29 protein-coding genes are annotated in these 24,202 nt (G+C 38.6%); 25 read left to right on the forward strand and 4 right to left on the reverse strand.

Going from position 1 to position 24,202, the window contains the following annotated elements; genetic code table 11:
• Positions 1-18 precede the first annotated feature (18 nt).
• A complete protein-coding gene (locus JYB65_RS02840) occupies positions 19-840 on the forward strand; it encodes an alpha/beta fold hydrolase (protein WP_206581100.1) in 822 nt (273 codons plus the stop codon).
• A 4-nt stretch (positions 841-844) separates the two neighbouring features.
• Here JYB65_RS02840 and JYB65_RS02845 read toward each other — a convergent pair whose 3' ends face one another.
• The gene (locus tag JYB65_RS02845; protein WP_206581101.1) at positions 845-1,723 is read right to left on the reverse strand and encodes a LysR family transcriptional regulator; all 879 of its coding nucleotides are present in this window, start codon (positions 1,721-1,723) and stop codon (positions 845-847) included.
• Between the two features lie 118 nt (positions 1,724-1,841).
• Here JYB65_RS02845 and JYB65_RS02850 point away from each other — a divergent pair, with 118 nt between their 5' ends.
• From JYB65_RS02850 to JYB65_RS02860, 3 genes are all read left to right on the forward strand, one after another.
• Entirely contained in the window at positions 1,842-2,723 is an 882-nt protein-coding gene (locus tag JYB65_RS02850) for a DMT family transporter (RefSeq protein WP_206581102.1), read from the forward strand.
• A gap of 98 nt (positions 2,724-2,821) precedes the next feature.
• Positions 2,822-3,292 (forward strand): VanZ family protein, encoded by a 471-nt coding sequence (locus JYB65_RS02855; protein ID WP_206581103.1) that lies wholly within the window; start codon positions 2,822-2,824, stop codon positions 3,290-3,292.
• A 250-nt stretch (positions 3,293-3,542) separates the two neighbouring features.
• Complete coding sequence (locus tag JYB65_RS02860; RefSeq protein WP_206581104.1) at positions 3,543-4,169, forward strand: MarR family winged helix-turn-helix transcriptional regulator; 627 nt, start codon at positions 3,543-3,545, stop codon at positions 4,167-4,169.
• 59 nt (positions 4,170-4,228) lie between these two features.
• Here the strand turns inward: JYB65_RS02860 and JYB65_RS02865 are convergent, their stop codons facing one another.
• The 3 genes from JYB65_RS02865 to JYB65_RS02875 form a co-directional block, all read right to left on the reverse strand.
• On the reverse strand, positions 4,229-4,861 hold the full coding sequence (locus tag JYB65_RS02865; protein ID WP_206581105.1) for an SIMPL domain-containing protein: 633 nt from the start codon (positions 4,859-4,861) through the stop codon (positions 4,229-4,231).
• A 130-nt stretch (positions 4,862-4,991) separates the two neighbouring features.
• Positions 4,992-5,648, reverse strand: coding sequence for a DsbA family oxidoreductase (locus JYB65_RS02870; RefSeq protein ID WP_206581106.1), 657 nt, complete (start codon positions 5,646-5,648; stop codon positions 4,992-4,994).
• Between the two features lie 12 nt (positions 5,649-5,660).
• Positions 5,661-7,715 (reverse strand): alkaline phosphatase family protein, encoded by a 2,055-nt coding sequence (locus JYB65_RS02875; RefSeq protein ID WP_206581107.1) that lies wholly within the window; start codon positions 7,713-7,715, stop codon positions 5,661-5,663.
• 311 nt (positions 7,716-8,026) lie between these two features.
• Here JYB65_RS02875 and JYB65_RS02880 point away from each other — a divergent pair, with 311 nt between their 5' ends.
• From JYB65_RS02880 to JYB65_RS02980, 21 genes are all read left to right on the forward strand, one after another.
• The gene (locus JYB65_RS02880) at positions 8,027-8,932 is read left to right on the forward strand and encodes a LysR family transcriptional regulator (RefSeq protein WP_206581108.1); all 906 of its coding nucleotides are present in this window, start codon (positions 8,027-8,029) and stop codon (positions 8,930-8,932) included.
• A 169-nt stretch (positions 8,933-9,101) separates the two neighbouring features.
• Complete coding sequence (locus JYB65_RS02885) at positions 9,102-9,893, forward strand: ABC transporter permease (RefSeq protein WP_209010475.1); 792 nt, start codon at positions 9,102-9,104, stop codon at positions 9,891-9,893.
• A 22-nt stretch (positions 9,894-9,915) separates the two neighbouring features.
• A complete protein-coding gene (locus JYB65_RS02890; protein ID WP_206581109.1) occupies positions 9,916-10,980 on the forward strand; it encodes a taurine ABC transporter substrate-binding protein in 1,065 nt (354 codons plus the stop codon).
• A 33-nt stretch (positions 10,981-11,013) separates the two neighbouring features.
• Positions 11,014-11,829, forward strand: coding sequence for an ABC transporter ATP-binding protein (locus JYB65_RS02895; protein WP_206581110.1), 816 nt, complete (start codon positions 11,014-11,016; stop codon positions 11,827-11,829).
• Positions 11,830-12,054: 225 nt separating this feature from the next.
• Entirely contained in the window at positions 12,055-12,261 is a 207-nt protein-coding gene (locus JYB65_RS02900; protein WP_206581111.1) for a helix-turn-helix transcriptional regulator, read from the forward strand.
• Positions 12,261-12,722, forward strand: coding sequence for a hypothetical protein (locus JYB65_RS02905; RefSeq protein ID WP_206581112.1), 462 nt, complete (start codon positions 12,261-12,263; stop codon positions 12,720-12,722). The genes JYB65_RS02900 and JYB65_RS02905 overlap by 1 nt, the downstream gene beginning before the upstream one ends.
• 652 nt (positions 12,723-13,374) lie before the next feature.
• Entirely contained in the window at positions 13,375-14,625 is a 1,251-nt protein-coding gene (locus tag JYB65_RS02910; protein ID WP_206581113.1) for a hypothetical protein, read from the forward strand.
• Positions 14,626-14,765: 140 nt separating this feature from the next.
• On the forward strand, positions 14,766-15,758 hold the full coding sequence (locus JYB65_RS02915; RefSeq protein WP_206581114.1) for a DUF4003 family protein: 993 nt from the start codon (positions 14,766-14,768) through the stop codon (positions 15,756-15,758).
• A gap of 23 nt (positions 15,759-15,781) precedes the next feature.
• Positions 15,782-16,198, forward strand: coding sequence for a hypothetical protein (locus JYB65_RS02920; protein ID WP_206581115.1), 417 nt, complete (start codon positions 15,782-15,784; stop codon positions 16,196-16,198).
• Positions 16,195-16,470 carry a hypothetical protein gene (locus JYB65_RS02925; RefSeq protein WP_206581116.1) on the forward strand — a complete coding sequence of 92 codons (276 nt, stop codon included), beginning with the start codon at positions 16,195-16,197 and terminating at the stop codon, positions 16,468-16,470. Before JYB65_RS02920 ends, JYB65_RS02925 begins: the two co-directional genes overlap by 4 nt.
• A 53-nt stretch (positions 16,471-16,523) precedes the next feature.
• Positions 16,524-16,985, forward strand: coding sequence for a hypothetical protein (locus JYB65_RS02930; protein ID WP_206581117.1), 462 nt, complete (start codon positions 16,524-16,526; stop codon positions 16,983-16,985).
• A 9-nt stretch (positions 16,986-16,994) separates the two neighbouring features.
• On the forward strand, positions 16,995-17,279 hold the full coding sequence (locus JYB65_RS02935; protein WP_206581118.1) for a hypothetical protein: 285 nt from the start codon (positions 16,995-16,997) through the stop codon (positions 17,277-17,279).
• 74 nt (positions 17,280-17,353) lie between these two features.
• Positions 17,354-17,695: an arsenate reductase family protein gene (locus tag JYB65_RS02940; RefSeq protein ID WP_206581119.1), complete on the forward strand. Its 342-nt coding sequence runs from the start codon at positions 17,354-17,356 to the stop codon at positions 17,693-17,695.
• Positions 17,696-17,701: 6 nt separating this feature from the next.
• A complete protein-coding gene (locus JYB65_RS02945) occupies positions 17,702-18,268 on the forward strand; it encodes a class I SAM-dependent methyltransferase (protein ID WP_206581120.1) in 567 nt (188 codons plus the stop codon).
• Positions 18,268-19,104, forward strand: a complete 837-nt coding sequence (locus tag JYB65_RS02950; RefSeq protein WP_206581121.1) for a class I SAM-dependent methyltransferase — start codon at positions 18,268-18,270, stop codon at positions 19,102-19,104. Before JYB65_RS02945 ends, JYB65_RS02950 begins: the two co-directional genes overlap by 1 nt.
• Positions 19,101-20,321 carry a radical SAM/SPASM domain-containing protein gene (locus JYB65_RS02955; RefSeq protein ID WP_245156561.1) on the forward strand — a complete coding sequence of 407 codons (1,221 nt, stop codon included), beginning with the start codon at positions 19,101-19,103 and terminating at the stop codon, positions 20,319-20,321. Before JYB65_RS02950 ends, JYB65_RS02955 begins: the two co-directional genes overlap by 4 nt.
• A complete protein-coding gene (locus JYB65_RS02960; RefSeq protein ID WP_206581122.1) occupies positions 20,321-21,256 on the forward strand; it encodes a TRM11 family SAM-dependent methyltransferase in 936 nt (311 codons plus the stop codon). Before JYB65_RS02955 ends, JYB65_RS02960 begins: the two co-directional genes overlap by 1 nt.
• A gap of 53 nt (positions 21,257-21,309) precedes the next feature.
• The gene (locus JYB65_RS02965; RefSeq protein WP_206581123.1) at positions 21,310-21,963 is read left to right on the forward strand and encodes a DNA alkylation repair protein; all 654 of its coding nucleotides are present in this window, start codon (positions 21,310-21,312) and stop codon (positions 21,961-21,963) included.
• A gap of 147 nt (positions 21,964-22,110) precedes the next feature.
• A complete protein-coding gene (locus tag JYB65_RS02970) occupies positions 22,111-22,968 on the forward strand; it encodes a VanW family protein (protein ID WP_206581124.1) in 858 nt (285 codons plus the stop codon).
• Positions 22,969-23,066: 98 nt separating this feature from the next.
• Positions 23,067-23,459 carry a DUF2500 domain-containing protein gene (locus JYB65_RS02975; RefSeq protein ID WP_206581125.1) on the forward strand — a complete coding sequence of 131 codons (393 nt, stop codon included), beginning with the start codon at positions 23,067-23,069 and terminating at the stop codon, positions 23,457-23,459.
• Between the two features lie 76 nt (positions 23,460-23,535).
• Complete coding sequence (locus tag JYB65_RS02980) at positions 23,536-24,168, forward strand: GyrI-like domain-containing protein (protein WP_206581126.1); 633 nt, start codon at positions 23,536-23,538, stop codon at positions 24,166-24,168.
• The last annotated feature ends 34 nt before the right edge of the window (positions 24,169-24,202 follow it).

Here is a 24,202-nt window from a genome sequence, read left to right on the forward strand (position 1 = left end):
TTAAATGGAGGTATGAATGTGGGGTATTATGTAAATGCTGAACCCGATGTGTACATTTATGTAGAAGATATTAATCCAACCGGCAATAAAACCATTCTGTTTATCCACGGATGGCCCGGAAATCATAATCTTTTCGAATACCAATATAATCAATTGCCAAAACAGGGATACCGATGTGTCGGCTTGGATATCCGAGGTTTTGGAAAGTCAGCCAGGCCATGGAGCGGCTATGATTATGATCGATTATCGGATGATGTGCGAGCTGTGGTGGATTCACTGCAACTAAAAGACTTTACACTTGGGGGGCACTCAACGGGCGGTGCGATTGCCATTCGTTACATGGCCAGACACCGAGGACATGGCGTATGCAAACTTGCTTTATTTGCTGCCGCTGCCCCTAGTTTAATCCAGCGCCCTTATTTCCCGTATGGGTTACCAAAGCAGGCGGTGCTGGATATTATACAAGGTACATATACGGACCGTCCTAGTATGCTCCGAGATTTTGGCAATATAATCTTTCATAATTATGTTACCACCGGTATATCGGATTGGATTTTTGACTTGGGATTGGAAGCTTCCAGTTGGGCTACCGCGGCAGTTTCCAATACATGGCTGGATGAAGAAGGGCTTTTTTATGATTTAGAAACGATTCAAGTTCCTACTTTAATTCTACATGGTTTGGACGATAAGGTATGTCTTTATCCGTTAGCTTTGGCACAGAAAGAAGCCATTCCACATGCGAAGCTTGTGCCGCTTGAGTCATGCGGTCATTTTTTATTCTACGATCAGCTGGATCGATTCAATGAAGAACTGGTTCGGTTTATTGAAGAAAAGGCTTGAGCTTTTAGCTCAAGCCTTTTTGCTTTCTATATGGCAGATATTCCAGAAAACGTTGTGCAGCAAGAGAAAGAGACTTCTTATTTCGCATGGCTATGCCGATGCTCCGATGCGCAGGAAATTCCAGTTCCTTTGTAATGATATGGTAGGGAATACGTTGCAGAATCAGTTCTGGAAGAATACTGATACCCAGCCCGTTTTCTATCATGGACATGATTGCATAATCATCCCATGTTGTAAAATGAACATTTGGAGTAAGATGGTTTTTCTCAAAAATCTCAGCAATTTCGGCTTTTGCACCTTTTTCCAGAAGTATGAATGGATTCTTTTCCAGTTCTTCCATCGGAAACTTATCGCAGTCTGCAAGCGGGTGCTTCTCAGGAAGCACAACAAGCAAGCGGTCTTTTTCCAGAAAAACAGTTTCCAGTTTAATACTTGTGGGAAGTCGTAGAAATCCGAAATCTACGCGGCCTTCCTGAATCCAGTCTTCAATTTCTGTGTAATCGCCGAGCAGCAATTCAAATTCTATCTTAGGATAGTCCTCCCGAAACCTTTTGATTATGTTTGGAAGCCAATGAGTAGCCACACTAGAAAAAGTACCGATACGAATCAGTCCGGACTGCAGCTCATGCAGGTTGCTAACCTGAACAATCAACCTTTCCTGTTCATTGCAGATACGCTGCAGGATAGGCAATAGTTTTATCCCGTCAGAGGTAAGGCTGACGCCAGCTCTTCCTCTTTCCAGCAGAGAAACGCCCCACTCGGTTTCCAAATCATTAATCATACGACTGACACCGGATTGAGTGTAATTAAGCGATTCAGCCGCTTTTGTAAAGCTTCCGTACTCCACGGCCTTTACAAAAGCCATATACTTTTGAATGTTCATAGGTCACTCCTCTTATATATTTGATTTTATCATGCAAATCATGATAAATATTCGTTTTTGATATGCTAAAAATTATGATACAGTATAGTTGTTTGAATTTCAAGTATGGGATGGTAGTATGGAAACGAATAAAGCATATATAAAATATATTGCATCATTATTGCTATTTGGGCTCAATGGTATAGTGGCAAGCTATATTGCATTAAGCAGCTATGAGATCGTTTTTACGAGAACGCTGATTGGCAGCCTGCTGCTGGTGTTGATTTTCATAGCAAGCAGACAGAAAATACATCTGACGGATAGCAGAACCCACGCTGTTTATCTATTGATCTCCGGAATCGCAATGGGCGCCAGTTGGATGTTTTTGTATGAAGCCTATCGGCAGGTCGGTGTCAGTATCGCTACGCTGGCCTACTATTGCGGGCCTGTAATCGTCATGATCCTTTCCCCGATTTTGTTTCGAGAAAAAATAACCTGGGCAAAAGCATTCGGATTTTTTATCGTATTGATTGGTATGTTTTGCGTAAATACGCAAGCGTTATCGGAAGGGAAAACAACATGGGGAATATTGTGCGGGGGTATGTCTGCTGTGATGTATGCCTTTATGGTGATATGCAATAAAAAGGCAAAGAGCATTACCGGACTGGAAAATTCGATGTGGCAGCTGATAATCAGTTGTGTGACCGCTACCATTTTTCTGGGCATGAAGCAAGGTTTGACGATTAATATCGAGGCAAGCAGTATGATTCCCATTTTAATTTTGGGTATTGTGAATACAGGCATTGGGTGTTATTTTTACTTTTCTTCCATTGGTGATCTGCCTGTACAGACCGTGGCAATCTGCGGCTATTTGGAACCGCTTTCCGCTGTACTGTTTTCCGTTTTTCTCTTACATGAAACCATGGATGTTGTGCAGCTCCTTGGTGCTGTACTGATTTTCGGCGGCGCAGTATTCGGAGAGTTTTTCTGCCGAAGCGGTTTAACTCCTGAAGAACTATAAATTTTTTTAAAATGTACTTTTTTCCAATATGCTGTTCTGCTTTTTTGTGGTAGGATAGAAGGGTCACAACATTCACATTGGATAAAGGCAGGAATGACATGAAAAAAGAGAAGCTCTTTCGATTGGTATTTTGGATTTATATTAGCGTACTGTTTATTGTTGTAGTGCTAAAATTTGACGGCTCATTATACACGATGGCAGCAAAGGTAAATACCATCAGAGAAAATCGAAGCCACGGTTATTGGAATTACAATCTGGAGCCGTTTTATTCACTGAAAGTTCAATTTCGATATATAACCCATAGGTGGGCATTAGAAAATATTTTAGGGAATATCATTCCTTTTATTCCTTTCGGTATTTTACTTCCCACAGCCTATAAGAAGTGCAGAAAATGGTGGAAGGTTTTCGGTATCACCATATTGACCATTCTGGGAATGGAAGTAACTCAATTAGTGACAATGTTTGGAATCTTTGATGTGGATGATATTATGCTGAATACGGCTGCTGCTATGATAGGATATGCAGTTTTTTCATGCTTTCAAAAAGGATATAAGGTGCCGCACAGTTAAAGAATTCAAGCGAAGCGGTGAAATGGTTTAACCATAGGATTAAAAGTATAAAATAGTAAAAGTTATAGACATAGGTAAATCAGCAAGTTTATCTGTGTCTTTTTTATTGCATAAATTCCAATACATAAGGGATATTTTTATTTAATATTAAGGTACCTTAAAAAAGGTCTTGACAAATTATTAAGGTACCTTTAAAATCTAAAACATAAGGTACCTTATAATATAGTATAAATTAAAGGAGGAATTTTTAATGAGTGATCATATAGTTGATTTGATTGAACAGTTCACAAGGGTAGAGTGGCTGTTACACCGTTATCACCAACAGAATCATAGCCATCATGGGCCGATGGGGGATCCGACCAGAGGACAGGGACGTGTATTGGCCATATTGAAGATAAAACCGGAAATCAGCCAGAAAGAACTTTCTTATCTGCTTGATATGACGCCTCAATCATTGGGGGAATTTCTGTCGAAACTCGAAAAAAGTGGATATATTACCCGTACGCCGTCGGAAACAGACCGTCGTGCTATGATGATTAAGCTCACTGAATCAGGAAGTGAAGCAACCGATCAAGAATTTAGCTTTGCTAAATTGTTTGAATGTTTAAATGAAGAAGAGCAAAACAATTTAAGCAATTATCTTGACCGCATCATTCAAACACTTGAGGCCGAATTAGACGAACGTTCACAAACGGGTTTCAACCGAAATATTGACGAACATAGCTTTAGAGAACATTTTGGTGCGCATCGAAACTGGCCGGGACACGGAGGTTTTGGAGGAGAACAGGACGATCCCCGCTTTAGGATGGGCCGAAATCCCATGGATAGGGGTCACGGTTTCGGAAGAAAACAAAATCCTACGCCAGAAGAAGAGTAAGGGATATCACTAACAATAAAGGACAAGGTACTATTCCTTGCCCTTATTTGGTTCTGTCATTAGGAATAGAGGAAATCAGCGGTGATAGAGGCTTCTATTCTCATTTCCCCGGGCAATATAGGAGTTGCAGCAGCCTCACGCTGAAATTGCTGTAGTGGAACAGCTGGTGCACCGCCTTCAATAATACGTACTGGTACGGGAGATAATTTTATGCGTAAGTTTGCTGCAATGGATTTAGCTTTTTGAATGGCATTGTCGACTGCCAAATTCAAAGCATGCTGGTAATAAAGCTGCGGATCGGATAGTTCAAAGGATATGGAGTCCACAACGTTGGCACCCATATTAACGGCAGTATCAATGATATTTCCTGCCTGATCGATATAATTTGTTCTAATTTCTATCATATTGCGTACCGAATAGCCTTTGTCAATCGGATTCCCATCCTGATATTCGTATATCCTATCGATGGAGTATTGAATGGTTCTTATATCTGTATAGCCGGCTTGACTTAGGGATTGAATGATCCGTTGGCTAATTTGTGCATTGTCAGCTTGTATCTGGGGCAAATCGTATCCGGTTGTTTGTACTCCCAGACGAATTACCGCCATATCAGGAGTTGCCATAACCGTACCTTGCCCGGTCAAAGTCATGGTATCAAAGGGATGACGATTGTCAGAAAACGAGTGTGCCATAGGGTGAACTCCTCTCACGATTGTTTTATTTCATTAAGTGTATTAATAAGGAGGAGAAACTATGCATTTGGTTAACCGGTTTAAGTAAAAGAAAACAGAGCAAGGAAAACCTGGCCCTGTGGACTTTCTTTTAAAATGTACAACTGTCAACGCCGCAGCCGGCTCCTGTCACAACTTCTTCGTCGGCTGTTTTCTGTGTTTTTTCCAATAATGTCTCAAAATATTCCTTGGAATGAATACCGCCATGCAGGACGGTATCACCGATTTTGATCATTGGAAGGGTGGTGACTTGTGCAGAGACTGGAGAATCTTTCGCGCCGATGAGTTTGGAGCGGTAAATGCCCTCGATCAGTGCCGTCTCGAAATCATTCGCATTCAGACCGATTTGCGCGGCAATCTGTTTTAATACCTGCAAGTCACCGATATCGGATTCTTCTGCGAAATACGCTTTATAAAGGCGGTCATTGTATAACGAACCCTTTTGGTGGTCCAGCGCATAATAATATCCTTCATGAGCCAGACGGGTATACGGCCTCGGAGAAACCTTCGGAGGCAGTTTCATGTCAAGGTTCAGTTTCCTTACTATCGGCGCAATGGTTTTTTGCCAGTTTGCCTTGCGCACAGGGTCACGGTAGACGTCCACCTGCTTTTGCGTTTCCGGAGTCAGCTCGTAGGGAAGGTATTCTATATGAATATCTTTGCCTTCACATGCTTTTTCCAAAAATATCTTATTTATATAACAAAACGGGCATACATAATCCGAAACAAATTGTATGTTGATTGACATCTCCTATTCTCCTTATAGTTCATCCGACAAGATTTGATAGATCGGAGCACCTTCACACTGTGCAGGCATGCGGGTCCCGAGTAATACTGCTATGGTTGGCGTTACGTCTACTTGGCGGATGACACGATCTGTAATGAAATTGCTTTTAATGCCTGAACCTGCCGCGATAAAAATCGGAGATACAGAAGTATTAAAATAGCCTTCCGCCGTTGTCAGTCCATCTCCGTGCAAACGGTTGAAGCCTTCTTCAATGGTGAAGAAGATATCGCCGCATTCCGGGCCGTTTGTGCCCAGCAGAACGGCATCTTTATTTCTCAGGGCAATACCGACGACGCGTTTTCCGGTACGGTCATCCCGGTAATTGTATAGATCTGAAATGATCTGTTCTTCCAAGTCGTATTTATCTTTTGGATCGACAATCCCATGTGGATCACGGTTCTTTAGATTAATATAGATGTAGTTGCTTCGAATTTGAACAGCTCGGGTTTTTTCCCAGTCAATCTCGTCAAGGGCATTTCCGTCCGCATCTTTTTTCAGAACGGTGTAGCCGAGTTCTTCCATTACCTGGGTATTGAGTCCGGCGTATTCCCCGAGAATAGGGGGTACATTTTCACCGACTAGAAGGCCATGGTCTGAAACGATGAAAATGGTATAGCCTTTGTCAACAAAGTGTAAAAAACGTCCAAGGTACCGGTCTGTCTGCACATAGAAGCGTTCAATGAGTTCCTGATAGACTGTTTCATCAATATGACTCCACGGTTCCAACGTTTTTCCAAGGTGCCAGATTTGATGACCGGCACAGTCGATATTGTGTAGATGACTGAATATAGCATCGTAGTTTTCATTGTCCAGCAGGTGCACAAGGCAATCCGCCTGCCATTGGCTGTAGATATCCCACGAAGGTTCAAAAATTTGCTCAACCAGTTCCGAGTCTTCTCCTCCGATCAAACTCACCGGAGGGATATGGCCCACCTGTTCTACAATTTGATCGTGCAAGGCTGCCGGATGCCAGAGCATATCATTGGTGACATCTAACGCATTGCTGATCCATAAGCGGAGATTTGTTCCGTCCGGACTTAACTCCAATATTTTATAAGATCGGCAGCACTGTTTTGTAACCCCTTTCTTGGTTGCGGTATCTATAATGCCCGTGACCATCTTATCCTTTTCGATCACCACAAAAGGCTCTTTGTCGGTTTTCAAGCGGTAAAGAGAAACCGTATCATAGACACCTTCTTTATTTCGCGTGATAAGGCCGTAGCGCGTTTCTTTTCCGCCGGAGATAAGAAGGGTAAATTCCAGCGCATCTTCCGGCGCGGAGGACCAGTCGGCAGCAGGCTGCAAAGGCGAAAAAATCATGTCATAAGCCACCTTGGCCCCGATCATCATCTCCGTATCGTCAAGGGTTTTAACATAGGTTCTTATTTCTCCGCCTTTTCGTGCTTCATCTCCCCACCAGAGTTCCATCATTTCGTCATTTTCATCGTCATCCGGCGAAAAGACTTCATTCATATCCGTAATGTTGCAGCCTACGCCGGCAGCTTTCTGTGTATGTGGGATAAAACTCAGCGATTCCGTATCAGCAGAGGCATAAAGGATTTTTTCCCAATCCATTTGGGATACCCCCATATTGACAGAACCTGGCTGTGTACCGTCAACCACATGGAGAAGAGGGCTCTTGGATGTCGGCGGCCAAGAAGAACCGGGCCAGTGCCATACCAGCGTTTTTAAACCGGCTTCCGTTGTCGCATTCCAAATTTGTTCTGCTTTGCAGTTTCTGGAATCCATGTTATACACAACGGCGTCCAAGCTGTCCGGCGATTGACGCCAGTAACAGGTGATGCCGTGTGTTCCGGGATAAGCGCCGGTGGCCAGTGTCGTCCAGCAAGGAGGCGTGATCGTGGGATGTGCCCCCAGCATATCCAGTCCTCCTCTTGCAGAGCCAAGCTCCAGATATTTTTTGATATTCGGCAATTTGCCTTCGTCCACCAATCTTTTGGTGGTGACAGGGTCCATTCCGTCAATTCCTAAGACAATCAGTTTTTGTGTTCTTCCTGTTCGATTCATATTCCCCTCCATTTGCTCTGCCCGTTCCTATCGAAATTTTTGTATAAAGCGGCAGAGGTTTATCCTTCAACTTTTTCCAAAGAGTATGTTCTAAATGATTAAAGCCTATATTACCTATATATTTTATATGATATACGTTTATGTTCCTGCTGAATAGCAGCAAAAAAGGATATGGGGTATCGAAAACAACGATATTCTTTAAATAGGTGGATTTGAAAAATGACTTGACGGATAACAGGTAAGAGGATATAGTGGTATTATTCATATTAAACATATATGAATAATATAATATTGGATTGGGGTGAGTCATTTTGAAATTCGAGCAATTACATTCTTTTAAAGAAGCCGTTAAATATAATTCCATTTCGGTTGCAGCGGAAAAAAATTTTATGTCGCAGTCCTCTATCAGTTATTCCATCATCAATCTGGAAAAAGAACTGGGAACGGAGCTGCTAAAGAGGACCAATGCCGGCGTAACACCGACGCAAATAGGGGAACTGGTGCTGCAAAAGACAGAAGATATTTTTAAGTCCATCGATGAGATCATAGAAATCTCGAAAGAACTGCGAAATGTCGGAGAAGTACATATTACCTGTATTCCATGTATTTGCGATTGGATCATCCCCAAGACTCTGCAAAGCCTGACCGATAATACGGCAGACATCTTGCTTTCAGTAGCGACAGCGGAAAGTAGTCAGGTTGCCCACGATGTATCATCCGGTATTTCAAAATTCGGAATTTTAATTAATTACGGGGAGTTGGAACGGAATACAGATTTGAAATACACGCCTTTGTTCAAGGATGAATATGTGCTTTATGTGGGTAAGAACTCTCCTTACTGGAATAAAGAAAGCATTTCTTACGGCGATCTGGTGAAAGAGCCTTATATCGCTTATCGAGATGAATTCAGAAAATATAACGGCGGACTGACCAATATGATCGGCACGGATCAATTGCCCAATATCATCTTTCGTACCGATAGTCTGGATTCTATCAAAAGCATGATAACCCACAATAATTATGTTGCTTTTTTCCCGAGGTATATGTCGGAGCATGATATTTATGTCCAAAGCGGATGGATCAGGAGACTTCCGATTTCAGATAAAAATTTGGAATTTGAGGTTGGATATGTGGAAAGCATCAAATACAAAACTACAAAAATTGATCGGATTATTCTAAATACCATAATAGAAATAGTAGAAAAAATAAAACGCTGAAAACCAAGCGGAGCAAACCAAGCAGACTGACTGTTGAGCATGGAACAGTAAATTGGACTGTATTAGCTTTATGAAAATATTGAATACCCCATATGAAATAAAAGGGTGTTCCCCTTTACTCGGCTTTCAGTTAATGTAAATACATGAATTCATATGTGTTTACTATGTATTGAAGGAGGGAACTAAGATCAATAAGATAAACAAGAAGTACATCATCAATAGTTTAACCGGCGTTGTCATCCTGTTGCTGTGGGTGATTGTGACATGGGATAACAGGATTTCAAGTATCATCATTCCCTCACCAGCTGCCATATGGAATAGTTTTCTGGACCTGATTCAAAACGGTTATAAAGGGCATACGTTATGGGCACATTTATTTGCCAGTTTAAGAAGGCTGTTCATCGCATATTTCTTTGCCGTTATTACCGCTATTCCTCTAGGTCTTTTGAGCGGATATTCGGAAAAAATAAAAGCAGTGTTTGAACCGATCATCGCCTTTATCAGGCCCCTTCCTCCTTTAGGGTATTATACGATTATCATTTTATGGATGGGGATCGGAGACAGTTCGAAGATATTTCTTTTATTTTTAGGTGCCTTTGCACCAATTTTCGTCTCTTGTGTTGCCGGTGTTACCCGGGTGAAACAGGACTATATTCATCGGGCCATGACATTAGGTGCCAACAAAAGACAAATTTTCTTTCACGTTATTTTTCCGTCATCCTTACCTGATCTCTTTGTGGGTTTAAGGAATGCGATGAGTGGAGCGTATGCGACTTCTGTAGCTGCGGAAATGGTTGCAGCTGCATCAGGAATTGGCTGGATGGTCCTGGATGCCAGTAAATATCTGCGCAGTGATGTCATATTCGTAGGCATCATCATCATGGGTATTACCGGAATCATGCTGGACCAAATATTACTTTACTTAGAAAAAAAGATCATATTTTGGAAGGGCAAATATTAATCAAATTAGGAGGTACATTAAAATGAAGTTGGTAAAAAAATTATTGGTCGTAAGTATGTTGTTCATACTGGGAAGTCAGCTGATTGGGTGCGGCGCAACAGGAAATGAGGACTCTTCGGATGCAAAAAAAGACCCTATAACAGGAGAAACGTATCCTTCTCAGATCAACATCGGTATCATTGAAGGCGGCCCTGAATCAGCCATTTTGATTCAGGAGAATTATTTCAGCGGAATCGATATCAAAGTCAATACGGTCACTTATTCGGTAGGAACGGACGTCAATAATGCGGTTGTTTCGGGAGACGTGGATGTGGCATCTTTCGGCTCTTCTCCGATTGCCCTTGGCATAGCCAATGGAATCGATTATAAAGCCGTATTTGTACCATACGTTCAAGGTGGCAATATTGAAGCACTGGCTGTAAAAAACGGTCAGGGAATCAGTACGGTGGCTGATTTGAAGGGCAAGACCATCGCTACTCCATTCGGAACGACGGCACATTATGCCTTATTAAATGCATTAAGACTGGGTGGTTTGAACGCAGAAGATGTGACGCTTCTGGATATGGGCGGCCAAGACATCGTTGCAGCATGGACGCGAGGTGACATTGATGCAACTTACATATGGAGCCCGGCTTTGGATGAGTGCGTGAAAGACGGCACCATCATTACCAATGACGGGGAACTTGCAAAACAGGGTGTCCTTATCCCTGAGATCGGTGTGGCAAGAAACGAATTTGCCGAAAAATATCCGACTCTTGTCAGTCAATATGTAAAGGCTCTGATTGATACCTATAATCTGACACAAGAAAATCCGGATCAGGCAACACAGGCTGTAGCAGATTGGGAAGGGATTACCAAGGAAAATGCCAAAGGTCAAGTGGATGACAACATTTGGGTATCCGGCGAAAATCAGCTGACAGGCGATTATCTCGGCACCACTGAAAAGAAGGGAAAATTAGCTGAAACCTTAAAGACGATTGCGGATTTCCATCAGGCTCAGGGGAATATCAGCAAAGCACCGGATCTCAAAGCTTTCGAAGATGCCATTGATCCATCTTTCGTGGAATTAGCTTTGAAAGCGAAATAAGTAGCGACTGAGCAATAATGGACAGGAAGAATCATGAGTGATGAATATAATACTAAAGTGGAGAATTTTTTCGAAACGACAAATGAACTAATTTCCATGGATAATGTGTCCTTGGTCTATGACGAAGGGGGCACGGTTATCCCCGCAATTGAACATATCAATATTAACTTATATCCGGGTGAATTTGTCTGTGTGATGGGACCGAGCGGCTGCGGAAAAAGCACCCTGCTGAAGATTTTAGCAGGATTCATTCCTTCGACAACCGGAACGGTGAAACTGAACCAGACAGAACTGAAAGGCATTGATTGTCACAGAGGGGTTGTTTTTCAGCAGCCTCCTCTGTATGAATGGTATTCCGTTCGTAAAAATATTGCCTTTGGCCCAATGATGATGAAGATTCCGAAGAAAAAAATCAATGAAGAGGTGGAAGTCTATCTTGAAAAAGTTGGTTTGACGGAGTTCGCGGATAAAAAGGTATATGAGTTATCAGGCGGAATGAAGCAAAGAGCTTCCATTGCAAGCGCGTTGATCAACAATCCTGAAGTGCTGCTGATGGATGAACCTTTTGGGGCGTTGGATGCATTGACAAGAGAGCAAATGCAGGGACTCATCCGTAAAATATGGTGGAATTCAGGGAAAACGATCTTCTTTATCACCCATGACGTAGATGAAGCCTTGCTGCTGGGAACTCGAATCCTTGTCATGTCCAAGCGGCCCGGCAAAATCATTGCTGATTTTCCGGTACATTTTACGAAAGATTTTGTGCAAGATAATTCGGATGATGTTCGGTATACCGAAAAATTTCATCAGAAAAGAAAATACATTTTGCAGCTGATTAATGAACAGTAATGCGAGCTTATGGGGGCGGGATCGGTATCCCGCCTCTTAAAATACCTTGTCGGAATGGGCAGGGTGAATAAGGAATCAGCTACTAAAAACCAAAACAATGAGATAGACAGTTAATAGATGGCATATATCGAAAGAGGACGCAAAAGCGTCTTTTTTTTATAATTTTGATAGTATAGTTGACTTTACATGTAAAGTCAACTATACTATCATTGAAAGGGGAAAACTATGGAAACATTATATAATACCGTAAAAGAACTACGAGCACAAAAATATATATCGCAGGAGAAACTGGCTGAACTTGTTGGTGTTACTAGACAAACAATCATTTCTTTGGAAAAAGGAAGTTATGTACCTTCGCTGCTTTTGGCTATGCGGATATCTGAGGTGCTAGAAACACCTATTGAAGAAATATTTAAGAAGGAGACCATCTAATGAAAAAAACTATATTTATAAGTGTTGGTAACACAATATTATTTCTACTGTTTGGTCTGGCATTTTTGTTTCCTTTTTCAGAAATCCACCTTGAAAATACCGGGTTTAGCGGAACTATTACAATTTATCCCATACTACTGGTTATCTATCTAGTTATATATCCCGTTGTTTATTATGTTCTTGGAAAAATACTTAAATGGAGCAAAAAAGGTAGTTCTGAATTGACATTTTCAGATGAACGAGAAAAAGTAATTGTATCGGAAGCGGCTAAAACATCATATAAAATATTGGTTGGTGGTTTGATTATCATCATAGCAATAATTGGAGGAGTTCAATTTTTCTCACTATTTACGCATGAAAATATTAGCATATATATTGTTAGCGTACTACTACTAACAATATTGCTTGTTATATCCACAGTTGTGTATTGTATTAAATGGTGTTTGGAATACCGCAAGTGATATGAATGCAGAATCAGCCATAAACACTGCATCCGAAGCATTCACAAAAATACGGCAACTGGACACAAAAACGAATTAAGCCGTTTTAAGCAAAAGGCAAGTAACGATAAGGCTTGCCGTTAAGAGAGTTTAATATAATTTAGTGTCACAAACAGGGGTATATAAAAATATGCTCCTGTTTTTCTTTGAAATAGTGTAGCGGTAGAAGTGATTGGAAATTTATCTATAAATTACATTTATTGTATTGTTTTATGATATGGCGAGATATATAATTTAGGAAATTAGGTCGAATTGAGGGGAAATTTGGGTGTTTGATTACATGATTGTTAGAAGGTTCAATTTGAATTTAAAGTATTTGCAATAATGTGACTGGAATCTGCCAAATTAATTTTCACTATGTTATGAATAACCTAGATTTTATTTATATTTTGCGATGGAGGGGCTAAATTTCAACTACACATTATAACAATAATGCGCAGTTTATGATTGCCCTGAATTATTTATACCTATCAGAGATATAAAATTTATAATAGATACCGAACTTAAAAAAGGCTGGATTCAGTTTCAAGTTGATGAGCGATATGCCAACAATCGAATAGTATGACTTTAGCAAAATTATTAAATAATTTTTAAGATAATGAGGAGATACTGGATGGTAACAAATATTCAAGTAAAATGTGAAGTGTGCGAAGCTGTAATAAATCTTAAGTGGCAAATTGGACATGTTGAAGAAGCTCCAGTAAGTATTGTTTGTCCTGACTGCTTAACTGTATTGAAGTTTACTCTTTATACAAATAATGAAGAAGTTACAATTAATTTCAAGTCAAAGAATGCTTCACAAATAAATCATATAACACCAAAATACTATGCTGAAACTTCATCTGAACTATTAACCTTCAAAATATCAAATCAACACATTATCAGACCTGGATGGACTCCATTTATTCGCTCGACACAAATGATCGGACATGAAAAATACGTAAACTTTCAAAAGAGTTTTATGAGCGCAATTTATATTCACAAGAAAAACAATCACATTTTTGAAAGAATTAATGAGTTATATTTAAATAAGAATAAGAAATATTTATCTTCTGAATTGCATAAACAACTTAATTTAGAGCATAAAGGAGAATTTACAGATGAAGAAATTATTAGAAACCTTTATTCTTACAATATTGGATATTTTAGCAATTTCTTTCACAATAGTAGCTTTGGAATTTTAAATAAAAAAATTCTAGAAAAGATGGAGTTGCTTAAAACAACTCAAGCAGAGGCATTTAATGATTTTCTTATAAATTATTGCAACAATGAAATGCTGCTGGAATATGATAGAAAACTTTATAGGGCAATCAGTAATGTTCTTAGCAATTATTATTATTTCATTCCCGCTACTTTCCTTAAGTATATAACGGAAGACAGAATTGATGATATTTATAAGGAATATACACTTACGACAACAAATTTCACGGATGTCAAGGATATTTATATCACTATTTACGAGAATTTAATAGATGTTTATGAAATAGTTATGATGTTAAACAATGTTCTTATAAGGGGTAATCATATGAACATGCCATCAGGTGTCATTATTAACAACAAAGAAGTAAACACACTAATAAAGTACCGAAAACAATCGAAAGCAAATAAACTGAGGTTTGCTGAGATCAATGAAGGATTTAATATATTCATGCCCAAATTTGAGAGGAAAATACGAAATGCAATCGGTCATGAAGACTGGAGGTATATACCATATGAGCATATGATTAAATACGGTAATGATGAAATATATATTTTGGAGTATGTTTATAAGTGTTGGCAAATGTTTGAGAATACAATAGCAATTTATAAAATTCTTCAGGATATAAAAATTAATAGAGAAGTTTCGATTAATAACATCAGCTAACACAGCAATTGCCACCGTTCGGCAATTTGGAAGGACATATGAACTTCCCATTATGTTTAAAAAGTGAAGCCGGATGAAGTCTAGTTATTTATCAAACATTCGAATTTCACATACCTTTATAAACCTCTGAAAGGAAAAACATGAGAAACACCTTATCTACACTATGTGAAAACTTTATCGAAAATAGAGAAACAATCAAAGCAACGTTTCGTTGGGAAAGTACAGAACTTTACTCAATTTGTGCGGCACTTTTTACAGACAAACGGCAGAAAGCAGATGCGAATAAAATGATATATTGTAGAGATATCTTTAAAAGTCAAGTGGGTCTGTTTTCTAACTTTAGAGGCACCATTAAACTGGTTATGATTTGTATGATGGCCATAGACAGCAAGCCGGAACAAAAACTAAAAAGGACATTAGATGCCTATTCTGTTCTAAAGGGGCATTTCTTTTCCTCTGAATATTTGCCGTTAACTTCTATGATTATTTCCGATTTAGTAAGTTCGGATCGTTATAACAATATTGCAGAGCGCACAAGACACATCTATAAATTAATGAAAGATGCACATCCTTTTTTGACTTCCAGTGAGGATAGTGTATTTGCTGCATTACTTGCAATTTCAGATTTGACAGATGAGCAGATCGTTATGGAAACGAAGTGCTGCTATGATTTTCTGAAACCAGAGTTTTTCTCCCGCGATGCAGTACAATCCTTAAGTCATGTATTGGCACTTGGGGAGGGGAAAGCTGAAGACAAATGCAGAAAGACGATAGCGCTGTTTAATAGTTTAAAGGAAAAGGGATATCGGTATGGCAAAAACGAAGAACTTGCAACGCTGGGCGTCCTTGCCATGCTTCCGGCAGATAGTGATTCAGTAATAAATGATGTCATAGAAGTTGACAATTATCTTTCTGCACAAAAAGGATATGGATTATTTGGAATTGATAAAAAGCAACGTTTGATGCATGCTGGAATGCTGGTTGCAAGTGATTATATTGATAATCCAAATAATCTAACAATGGGTTCTGCGGCCATAGGCGCTACTATATCATTAATTGTAGCGCAGCAAGCCGCTATGTGCGCAGTGATTGCAGCGTCAAGTGTTTCAGCATCAAGTAGTAGTTCAAGCTAAAATTTAAAAGGAGATTTTTTATTATGGGATTAATAGAATTTATCGGTGAATTGATAAATCCAGGGGAAATAGGCACTATCGAAAAAACTAAAAGGGGAAAAGGTGAACGTTTAGATACACTAATTGTAAAAACCATTGTATCAATAGTAATTGTAACAGTGATTTATTATCTGGTTTTTGGAATTTCCTTTCATTTTAAAGAATTCATTACGTTCGTATCTGTAATGGCAGTGTATAGTGCTGCCGGTTATTTTATTTCTCCAAAACCAGATTATTCAAATGTTGGTTGGCTTGGTGGAATCTTTGATAATCCATTCAGATTCTCTGACGATATAAATCGAATGTTGATTTTTGTTATGGTGATATTAATGCCGGGAAGGTTGATTTCAACGACTGTTTTATCATGGATAGACTATTCAAAAAAAGGGGACTTACTATGAAAAAACAAATGCCAACATGGAATGAGAAATCTACATATGAAAAAAGTTTATTAGTGGTCAGTCTGATTCTTTCAGTTCCTGCTGTCCTATTTTTTATTCTATATCTTACAGGTAGATGGCAAGGCGGGATGAATATAGTACAGCCTTTATTAGGATTGATGATGTTCGTTCAAGCGTTGCAATTTTGGAAATACAATAGGTTAGTTTCAATATTTAGCCTATTTGCTGCGTTTTTCACTTTAATTGCTTTAATGATTGTATACCTATATTAATAGGTTAAAAGATTGTTAGCAGAGTAGTGCAATTATGAAAGAAGGTGAAAAGAGTGAAAAAAAGGATTTGTTTATATATTGGCTGTGATGTGTTAATCTTTTGTATTTTATATTTATATTACTTCTTATCGTTAGAGATTAAACAATACCGATTAGAGACTTTAGAGCTTTCTCCACTGGTATTCGTTATGCCTTTCTTAATAATTTTAATAGGTGCAATTTTTGCTTTATTAGTATGGATAAGCAGTCAATATGAATTTACTACAAAACAGACGGTTTTAGAATTTATTCTTGTTGGTATTCCGGCATTTTATTTTGCAACATTTCAAGAAATACTCTATGGAATGTATTTCTTTATAAACGTAAGCTTGCCGGTCTATAAACCTAATTTATGGTTAATGACAACTCAGATTCCTTCAGCAATTGGGGGTGTAGTTTTTGGATATGAATTATTTATGCTTATTCGTAGGCAAATAAAATATAATAGAAAATCAATAGAGAATGTAAATTTGTGAGGGTTACCAATGAGTATAGGAACAGAAAAGCAATTTTGTACTGCTCTGGAATGGAATTACTCAGACGACACCGTTGACATTGTACTTAAATATATTCAGAACTATTTAGAAACAGCATCAGAACTTGAATTGTGGAGTATATGGTTAGGAAATGAGGAAAGTCCAATAAATATAAAGAAAACTCTATGCAAAGTGAGCGACCTGACGACTGATAGATTGAAAGAGTTTTATAATAATGAATCAGATTTTCAATGTTTGACAGTTGTAAACAGTATCGGAGGCAGTACAGAATGACTGAAAATACAAAAGAATAAAATTTATGATTATCTTAGAATATGGAACGATAAAGATAAAGAGGAAAATAAAAAATGAATATACAAATATTTGGAACGACAAAATGTTTTGAAACCAAGAAGGCACAAAGGTATTTTAAAGAGCGTGGTGTAAAATGCCAGTTCATAGATATGAAAGAAAAGGGAATGAGTAAAGGCGAATTTAATAGTGTTAGACAAGCAGTGGGCGGGCTTGAACAGATGTTAAATGAAAACTGTAAAGATCAAGATGCGTTGGCACTAATTAAATATATAGCTGATCCATATAAAGAAGAAAAAGTGTTAGAAAATCAACATGTGCTGCTGACACCGATTATAAGAAATGGAAAGCAAGCCACAGTTGGATATAAGCCAGAAGTATGGAAAGAGTGGAAATAAACGAATATGAGTTACTTATTTCAGTGCTACGCAAAAGTGTATGATAAGTTTATGAATCTTTTTTCACTTGATGATGATACAGCTATTCTAAACCTTATCGAAAGTCACCCACAGAAAATCGCTGATGTGGGTGGAGGAACCGGGGTTACGGCTGATAAGCTTATCAAACTAGGACATAGGGTGACCATCATTGATCCATGCCTGCAGATGACACAGTTGGCAAAGAAAAAAAACGAGGCGATTCGGGTAATTAACAAGTCGATGCCGTGTGAATTGGAGGAGAAGTTTGACCTGATATTGATACGAGATTGCCTTCATCATGTGAAACCACAGACAGAGATGCTTGACTGCTGTTTACATATGCTGGGGGAGGATGGAATGATTATCATTACCGATTTTTCACCGGAGTGCTGGAAAACAAAACTGATTTTTTTGTTTGAAAGATGTTGTTTTGAATCCATTAAGCCAGTAAGTGAATCGAAACTTTTGGGGTACTTAGAGCAAGCCGGATTACAGGTAGAACAAGCTTTGGTTAATCAGCGAGATTATATTGTATGGGGAAGGAAAGGTTGATGGCATCATTCGGGATAAAAAAAGTGAAAAACACAGATATTGCTAGTTCATATGATATAGTAAGTAAAGGATATGATACATATTTTCTGAAAACAATGCATCGACATAATGATGAAGTGCTGTCATTACTTTTAAAAAAATCAGTTGGCGAACAGGTTCTAGATTTGGCATGCGGAACAGGTTATAATACACGGTTTTTGCAAAAGCATGGCGTGAAGGCAGAGATTACGTTGGTAGATCTCTCAGAAGGTATGCTCACGCAGGCAAAGGAAAAGTCTGTAAATAACAACCAGCAATTAACCTTTATTCATCAGGACATGCTTTCCTATTTGCGATCCTGCCCTGATGAGAAGTACGATACTGTGATATGTATGTGGGCTATTAAATACCAACCACCTATGCAAGTAATTAAAGAATGTGCGCGTATTCTTAAAAAGGGAGGTAGAATGGCAGTCATTGTAAATACTGCGGATACCCTTCTGGAGATACGAGCATTATATCCAAAATTGCTCGTAAGAAATGTACTTTCAATTCAACGGATTATGAGGGATTTGCCAAATCCAAAAAACAGCAAGGTGTTTGAGGGGTGGTTTACGGATTGTGGTTTTGATGTTACGTTGGTGCAAAAAGGAAGCCAGCGTTTCGGTTTTGCCAATGCTGCAGAACTTGTGGAGTTTGTGACCGCCACCGGCGCTCTCGCTGGTTACGACCGTATGATTGACCTTCGTTCAGATAAAATAAAGCAGCAGATGATTCAATATTTTGATACAAAACAGATTGATTCGACGGAGCACCGATTTGTCTATGGGATTTTTGAAAAGAGGAAGAATGTATGAGCATAAGAAGCAAGAAAGTTTTACTCAATATGATGACCGATTCTGTGGTATGGCACAATTTTTTTTCTCTTCACAAGAAGTTTTGTGAGTCTAAAGATTATCATCTAATCAACTTGATGCGTTGCAGTTGGAATGTCATTAAAAATGAACGGCTGATTTCACATGAACGAAAATATATGATTAATTCGTTCTTCCCGCCTGTAAATACAGAGGCATTTTACCGGATTGCTATGCACGTCCCAGGAAAAGGGGCAGAATTTTTCATAAATCATACAACAGGCAAGAGACTTGCACCAATCTCGACCTATATAGCAGTTACACATCGATGTATGTACCATTGTTGGCATTGCAGTGCCTATCATTTTATGGAGTGCCCGGGAAAGGATTTGACGACGGAAGAACTACTGATCGTAACGGAAAAAATGAAGAAACTCGGTGTTGGAATCATTGGTTTTACAGGAGGGGAGCCACTTCTTCGAGAAGATCTTGAACAGGCAATTTCATTGGCGGCTAAAGGCAAGAATATGCCGTGCATGACGCTGCTGTTTACAACCGGTTTTGGTCTTACGTTTGAGAGAGCCGCATCACTTAAAAAAGCCGACTTATTTGGTATCGCAATCAGTCTTGATCATATGAAAGAAGAAGATCATGACCGAATGCGAAGCGTGGAAGGAGCCTATGTGCATGCGTTAAATGCGATTCGGAATGCAAAGCTGGCGGGACTCTATACTATGACACAGACCATGTGCACCCGTGAGCTTTTGGAAACCGGTGAAATCAAGGAGATTGGGAAACTTGCAAAATCCCTTGGTGTTGATGAGATGCGTATCATGGAGCCGATTCCGTGCGGAACACTAAACGAGCACAGTGACGAAGTGTTAACAGTAGAAGAACAGAAAAAACTGATTGCCCTTCATGTAGAAATGAATCGTGACTGGCAATACCCAAAGGTTTCAGTCTTTCCGTATGTGGAATCGGAAGATCAATACGGATGCGGAGCGGGGAGTCAGCATTCTTTTATTGATGCAGATGGAAATTTTGGGCCCTGCGATTTTCTGCCCATATCTTACGGCAACCTATTAAAAGAAGACGCTGAACCAATTTGGCAAAGAATGCATCAAGAAATCGGAAAACCAAAGTGCGAATGCTATGCCAAGTGCAAAAAAGCTTATGACAAGTTACCCAAGTATTATCAATTGATGTCAGGGGGAAAATGATGGATCAATTTATGTACAACGTAAACTATAACATCCAAGATCATAATATGTGTGCCTTTGAAATGAAGGCACTTTTTGATATTGAGCTTGATGATAAAGTGTTTTTTACAAACAAAGAAGTTGATCCATCCATTAGCCCTTTTCTAAAGAATAGAATAAAAATCATCTATAAGAAAAAGACCTTCCATGAAATTCTTGATTTAATTACGGCAGATGACTTTAGAGCGAATGATTTTATGGTGAAGTATGTTGGGATGTATAATAGAGATCCCAATATTAATCAAGGTAAAAAGCTGTCAAAAGAAATAGGGCTTCGCATATATGGCTACCCATCTTTTCAATCTCCCAAAATCATGTTAGGCATTACATCTTATCAAGGTTATTGGTACTTTGGTTATTTAAAACAAAATAATTATGAGTGGCGTGCCCATAAGCAAAAGCCATACTCGTTTTCCAGTGCGTTAGGAGTCAATATGGCTAAAGTGCTTATCAATGTGGCAAGTAGAGGAGAACCTTCAAAGCGATTAATTGATGCCTGCTGTGGTGTCGGAACGGTACTCTTAGAAGGTGTTTTTGCAGGATATGATATATGTGGCTGGGAGATTAATCCTAGAATTGCAAGACTTGCTCGTTTAAATCTAGACCACTATCAATATAAAGCTAAAATCGTAACCGGTGATATGAAAGAGATCAAAGAACAGGTTGATGCGGTGATAGTTGATTTGCCATATAATAACTTCAGTCGTTTTGATGAAGAACAACAATTAGATATCATTAGGCACGCTAAACAGATTGCCGATAGAATGATTATTGTTACGTCAACGGATATTAGAGAGCAGCTGTGTACAGAGCAGCTAAAGATCATTGATTATTGCCGGGCTGAAAAAACAGTCAAAGGTGACTTTGCTCGATATATTTGGATATGTGAAAATTAAAACAAATACTGAGTAATTGAATTGCTCAATAAGAATTTAAAAGGGAGATAGGCATGTGGTATGATACCCTATTTCAAAAATTGGAACAGTGTGAAGATAAAAAGCAAGCAGAAAAAATGGCTGCATATATGCAAAACAAATTTAAGTTTTTAGGAATACCAAAACCTAAATTAAATGAAATTGCAAAGCAGTATTTAAAGGAAAGCCGAAAATATGATTTTGATTGGGAATTTGTTAATATTTGTTGGAGCAAAACCTATCGAGAAGCACAATATATTGCAATTAACTATTTGTCAATGAATTCGAAAAAGTTAACGGATAAAGATTTATTGAAACTGAAGCACCTTATAGTAAATAAATCGTGGTGGGAAACGGTTGATTCTCTTGATGCTATGGTAGGCTGTATTGTATTAAAGAATAAAGATTTAGAAAAGACAATGTTAGAATGGTCACTTTCAGAGAATATATGGTTAAAACGTGTTGCGATAAATTTTCAACAAGAGTATAAAGAAAAGACTAATATAGAACTATTTGAAAAGATTATTTGTAACAATCTGGGGAGTGATGAATTTTTTATCAATAAAGCAATCGGTTGGAGCTTGAGAGATTATAGTAAAGTAAATCCCAAATGGGTAAGAGAATTTATAGAAAATTATAAGGATCAATTATCGGCATTAAGTATTAAAGAATCAAGCAAATATTTGTAGAAAGCGGTGATCAGTTAGAATTGCAGTAAATGGTTCGGAATATGGAAAAGGGGATAATAATGGCAAAATATGAAAAACAGGTGCGTGGGGATTTTCAAAAAATAGTCACCCAATTAGAAGAAGATATCAAATTAAGAGTGTGAAAAAATGAAGAAAAATAGAATTTTTGATAAAACAAATATTCAGCCTAAAAAGCGGAGCAAATTAAGGCTAACATGTGGTAAGCTATATTTTACGTATAAACGTTACTGGCTTTGGAATTCAACAAAATTTACATTTGCGACACAATATAAAGAAGAATTTTTTCCATCTATCATACATCAGCATAAATCATTACTACTCAGGCAACTTAAGGAAGTAGATATGCAATATCAATATAATAAGATTATTAATTTGAAAATTGCAGCTAAAAAACTTAATGGGTTAGTGATATTACCTGGGGAAACGTTTAGCTATTGGAAGACAATAGGAAAACCAAGTGCTAAAAAAGGATATGTAGATGGAATGGTTTTAAATGGTGGAAACTTTAAATCTGGTATGGGCGGAGGACTTTGCCAAATGTCCAATTTGATTTATTGGATGACATTACATACACCACTTACAATAGTTGAAAGATACAGACATTCTTTTGATGTATTTCCTGATTCAAATAGAACATTACCTTTTGGTAGTGGAGCAACATGTGTATATCCATATAGAGATTTAATGATTACTAATGAAACTCCTATAACTTTTCAACTCTTTATTTCTGTAGGACAAGAATATTTAGAAGGTCAATGGAGAGCATCACATGAATTGGATTATAAATATAAGATAATAGAAAAAAACCACAATATAAAAGCAGAATATTGGGGTGGTTATAGTAGAAATAATGAATTGTACAGGGAAAAATATGATTTAGAAAAAAAGCTTATTGGCACAGAATATATTACAGAAAATCATGCCCTTATGATGTATGCGCCATTTTTAGAAAATAAGGGGGGGCAATATGAGGAATTAATATAATGCTACAATCGGAGACTTTGCTCAATATATTTGGATATGCGAAAATTGAAAAACACATCTGTTTATTAGGAGTGTTTAAGTAATGAGGGGTGTTATAAATGATTGGTAATTCTTTTTTCTTTGGAGGCGGTTTTGAAGTCCTATTTTTTATGATGTTTATTCTAGTGTTTGGTGTAATAATAGTCAATATTATAAAGGGGATTGGACAATGGAATAAAAATAATCAGTCCCCTAGACTGACTGTATTATCTAAAGTTGTGTCTAAACGTACAGCGGTTAGTCATGAACACCACCACAACGCCGGAGATATCACTGGTGCACATGGTTCTTATATGACGACCTCTACGACATATTATGCGACTTTTCAGGTAGGAAGTGGTGATCGGTTAGAATTCCAGATAAATGGTTCGGAATATGGAAGGCTTGCAGAGGGGGATAATGGACGTTTGTCTTTTCAGGGAACCAGATACATAGGCTTTGAAAGGCAATAATGCTGAAAAGGGGAAGACAAAAATGAACAAGCTTGTGATACTCGAGATCAATAACCAGAGAAAGAGGTGATTTACCGTGCCCTTCGATTATAAGAAAGAATATAAGGAGTTTTACATGCCGCCCCAGACTCCCACTATCGTTGATATTCCCGAAATGAACTATCTGGCTGTCAGGGGAATCGGCGACCCAAACGATGAGCAAGGGGAATACAAAAAGGCAATCGGCCGCCTGTATGCTATCGCTTTTACCATCAAGATGAGTTATAAAGGCGCGCATAAAATCAGTGGATATTTTGAGTACGTGGTGCCACCGCTGGAAGGCTTCTGGTGGCAGGAAAACACCCGAGGTATTGACTATGGACATAAGGAACGGTTTCATTGGATATCCGTGATTCGTTTGCCCGATTTTGTTACGAAGGTAGATTTCGATTGGGCTATCGGTGAAGCCACCAGAAAGAAAAAAGAGGATTTTTCAAAGGTGGAATTTCTGACCTGCCGTGAGGGGCTTTGCGTACAGTGTATGCATATCGGCTCCTACGATGATGAACCCTCAACAATTCAGGCTATGGATGAATTTGCAAAACAAAACGGCTACGCGGTCGATTTGTCGGAGAACCGGCTTCACCATGAAATCTATCTGTCTGACCCTACAAAATGTGATGTGGCAAAACTGAAAACCGTCATCAGGCATCCGATTAAGCCAGCGTAAGAGAATCTATCTTGAACACATTTAGCTTAGGAGT

This window comes from Clostridium aminobutyricum, assembly GCF_017255415.1.
GTDB lineage: Bacteria > Bacillota > Clostridia > Peptostreptococcales > Anaerovoracaceae > Aminipila > Aminipila aminobutyrica.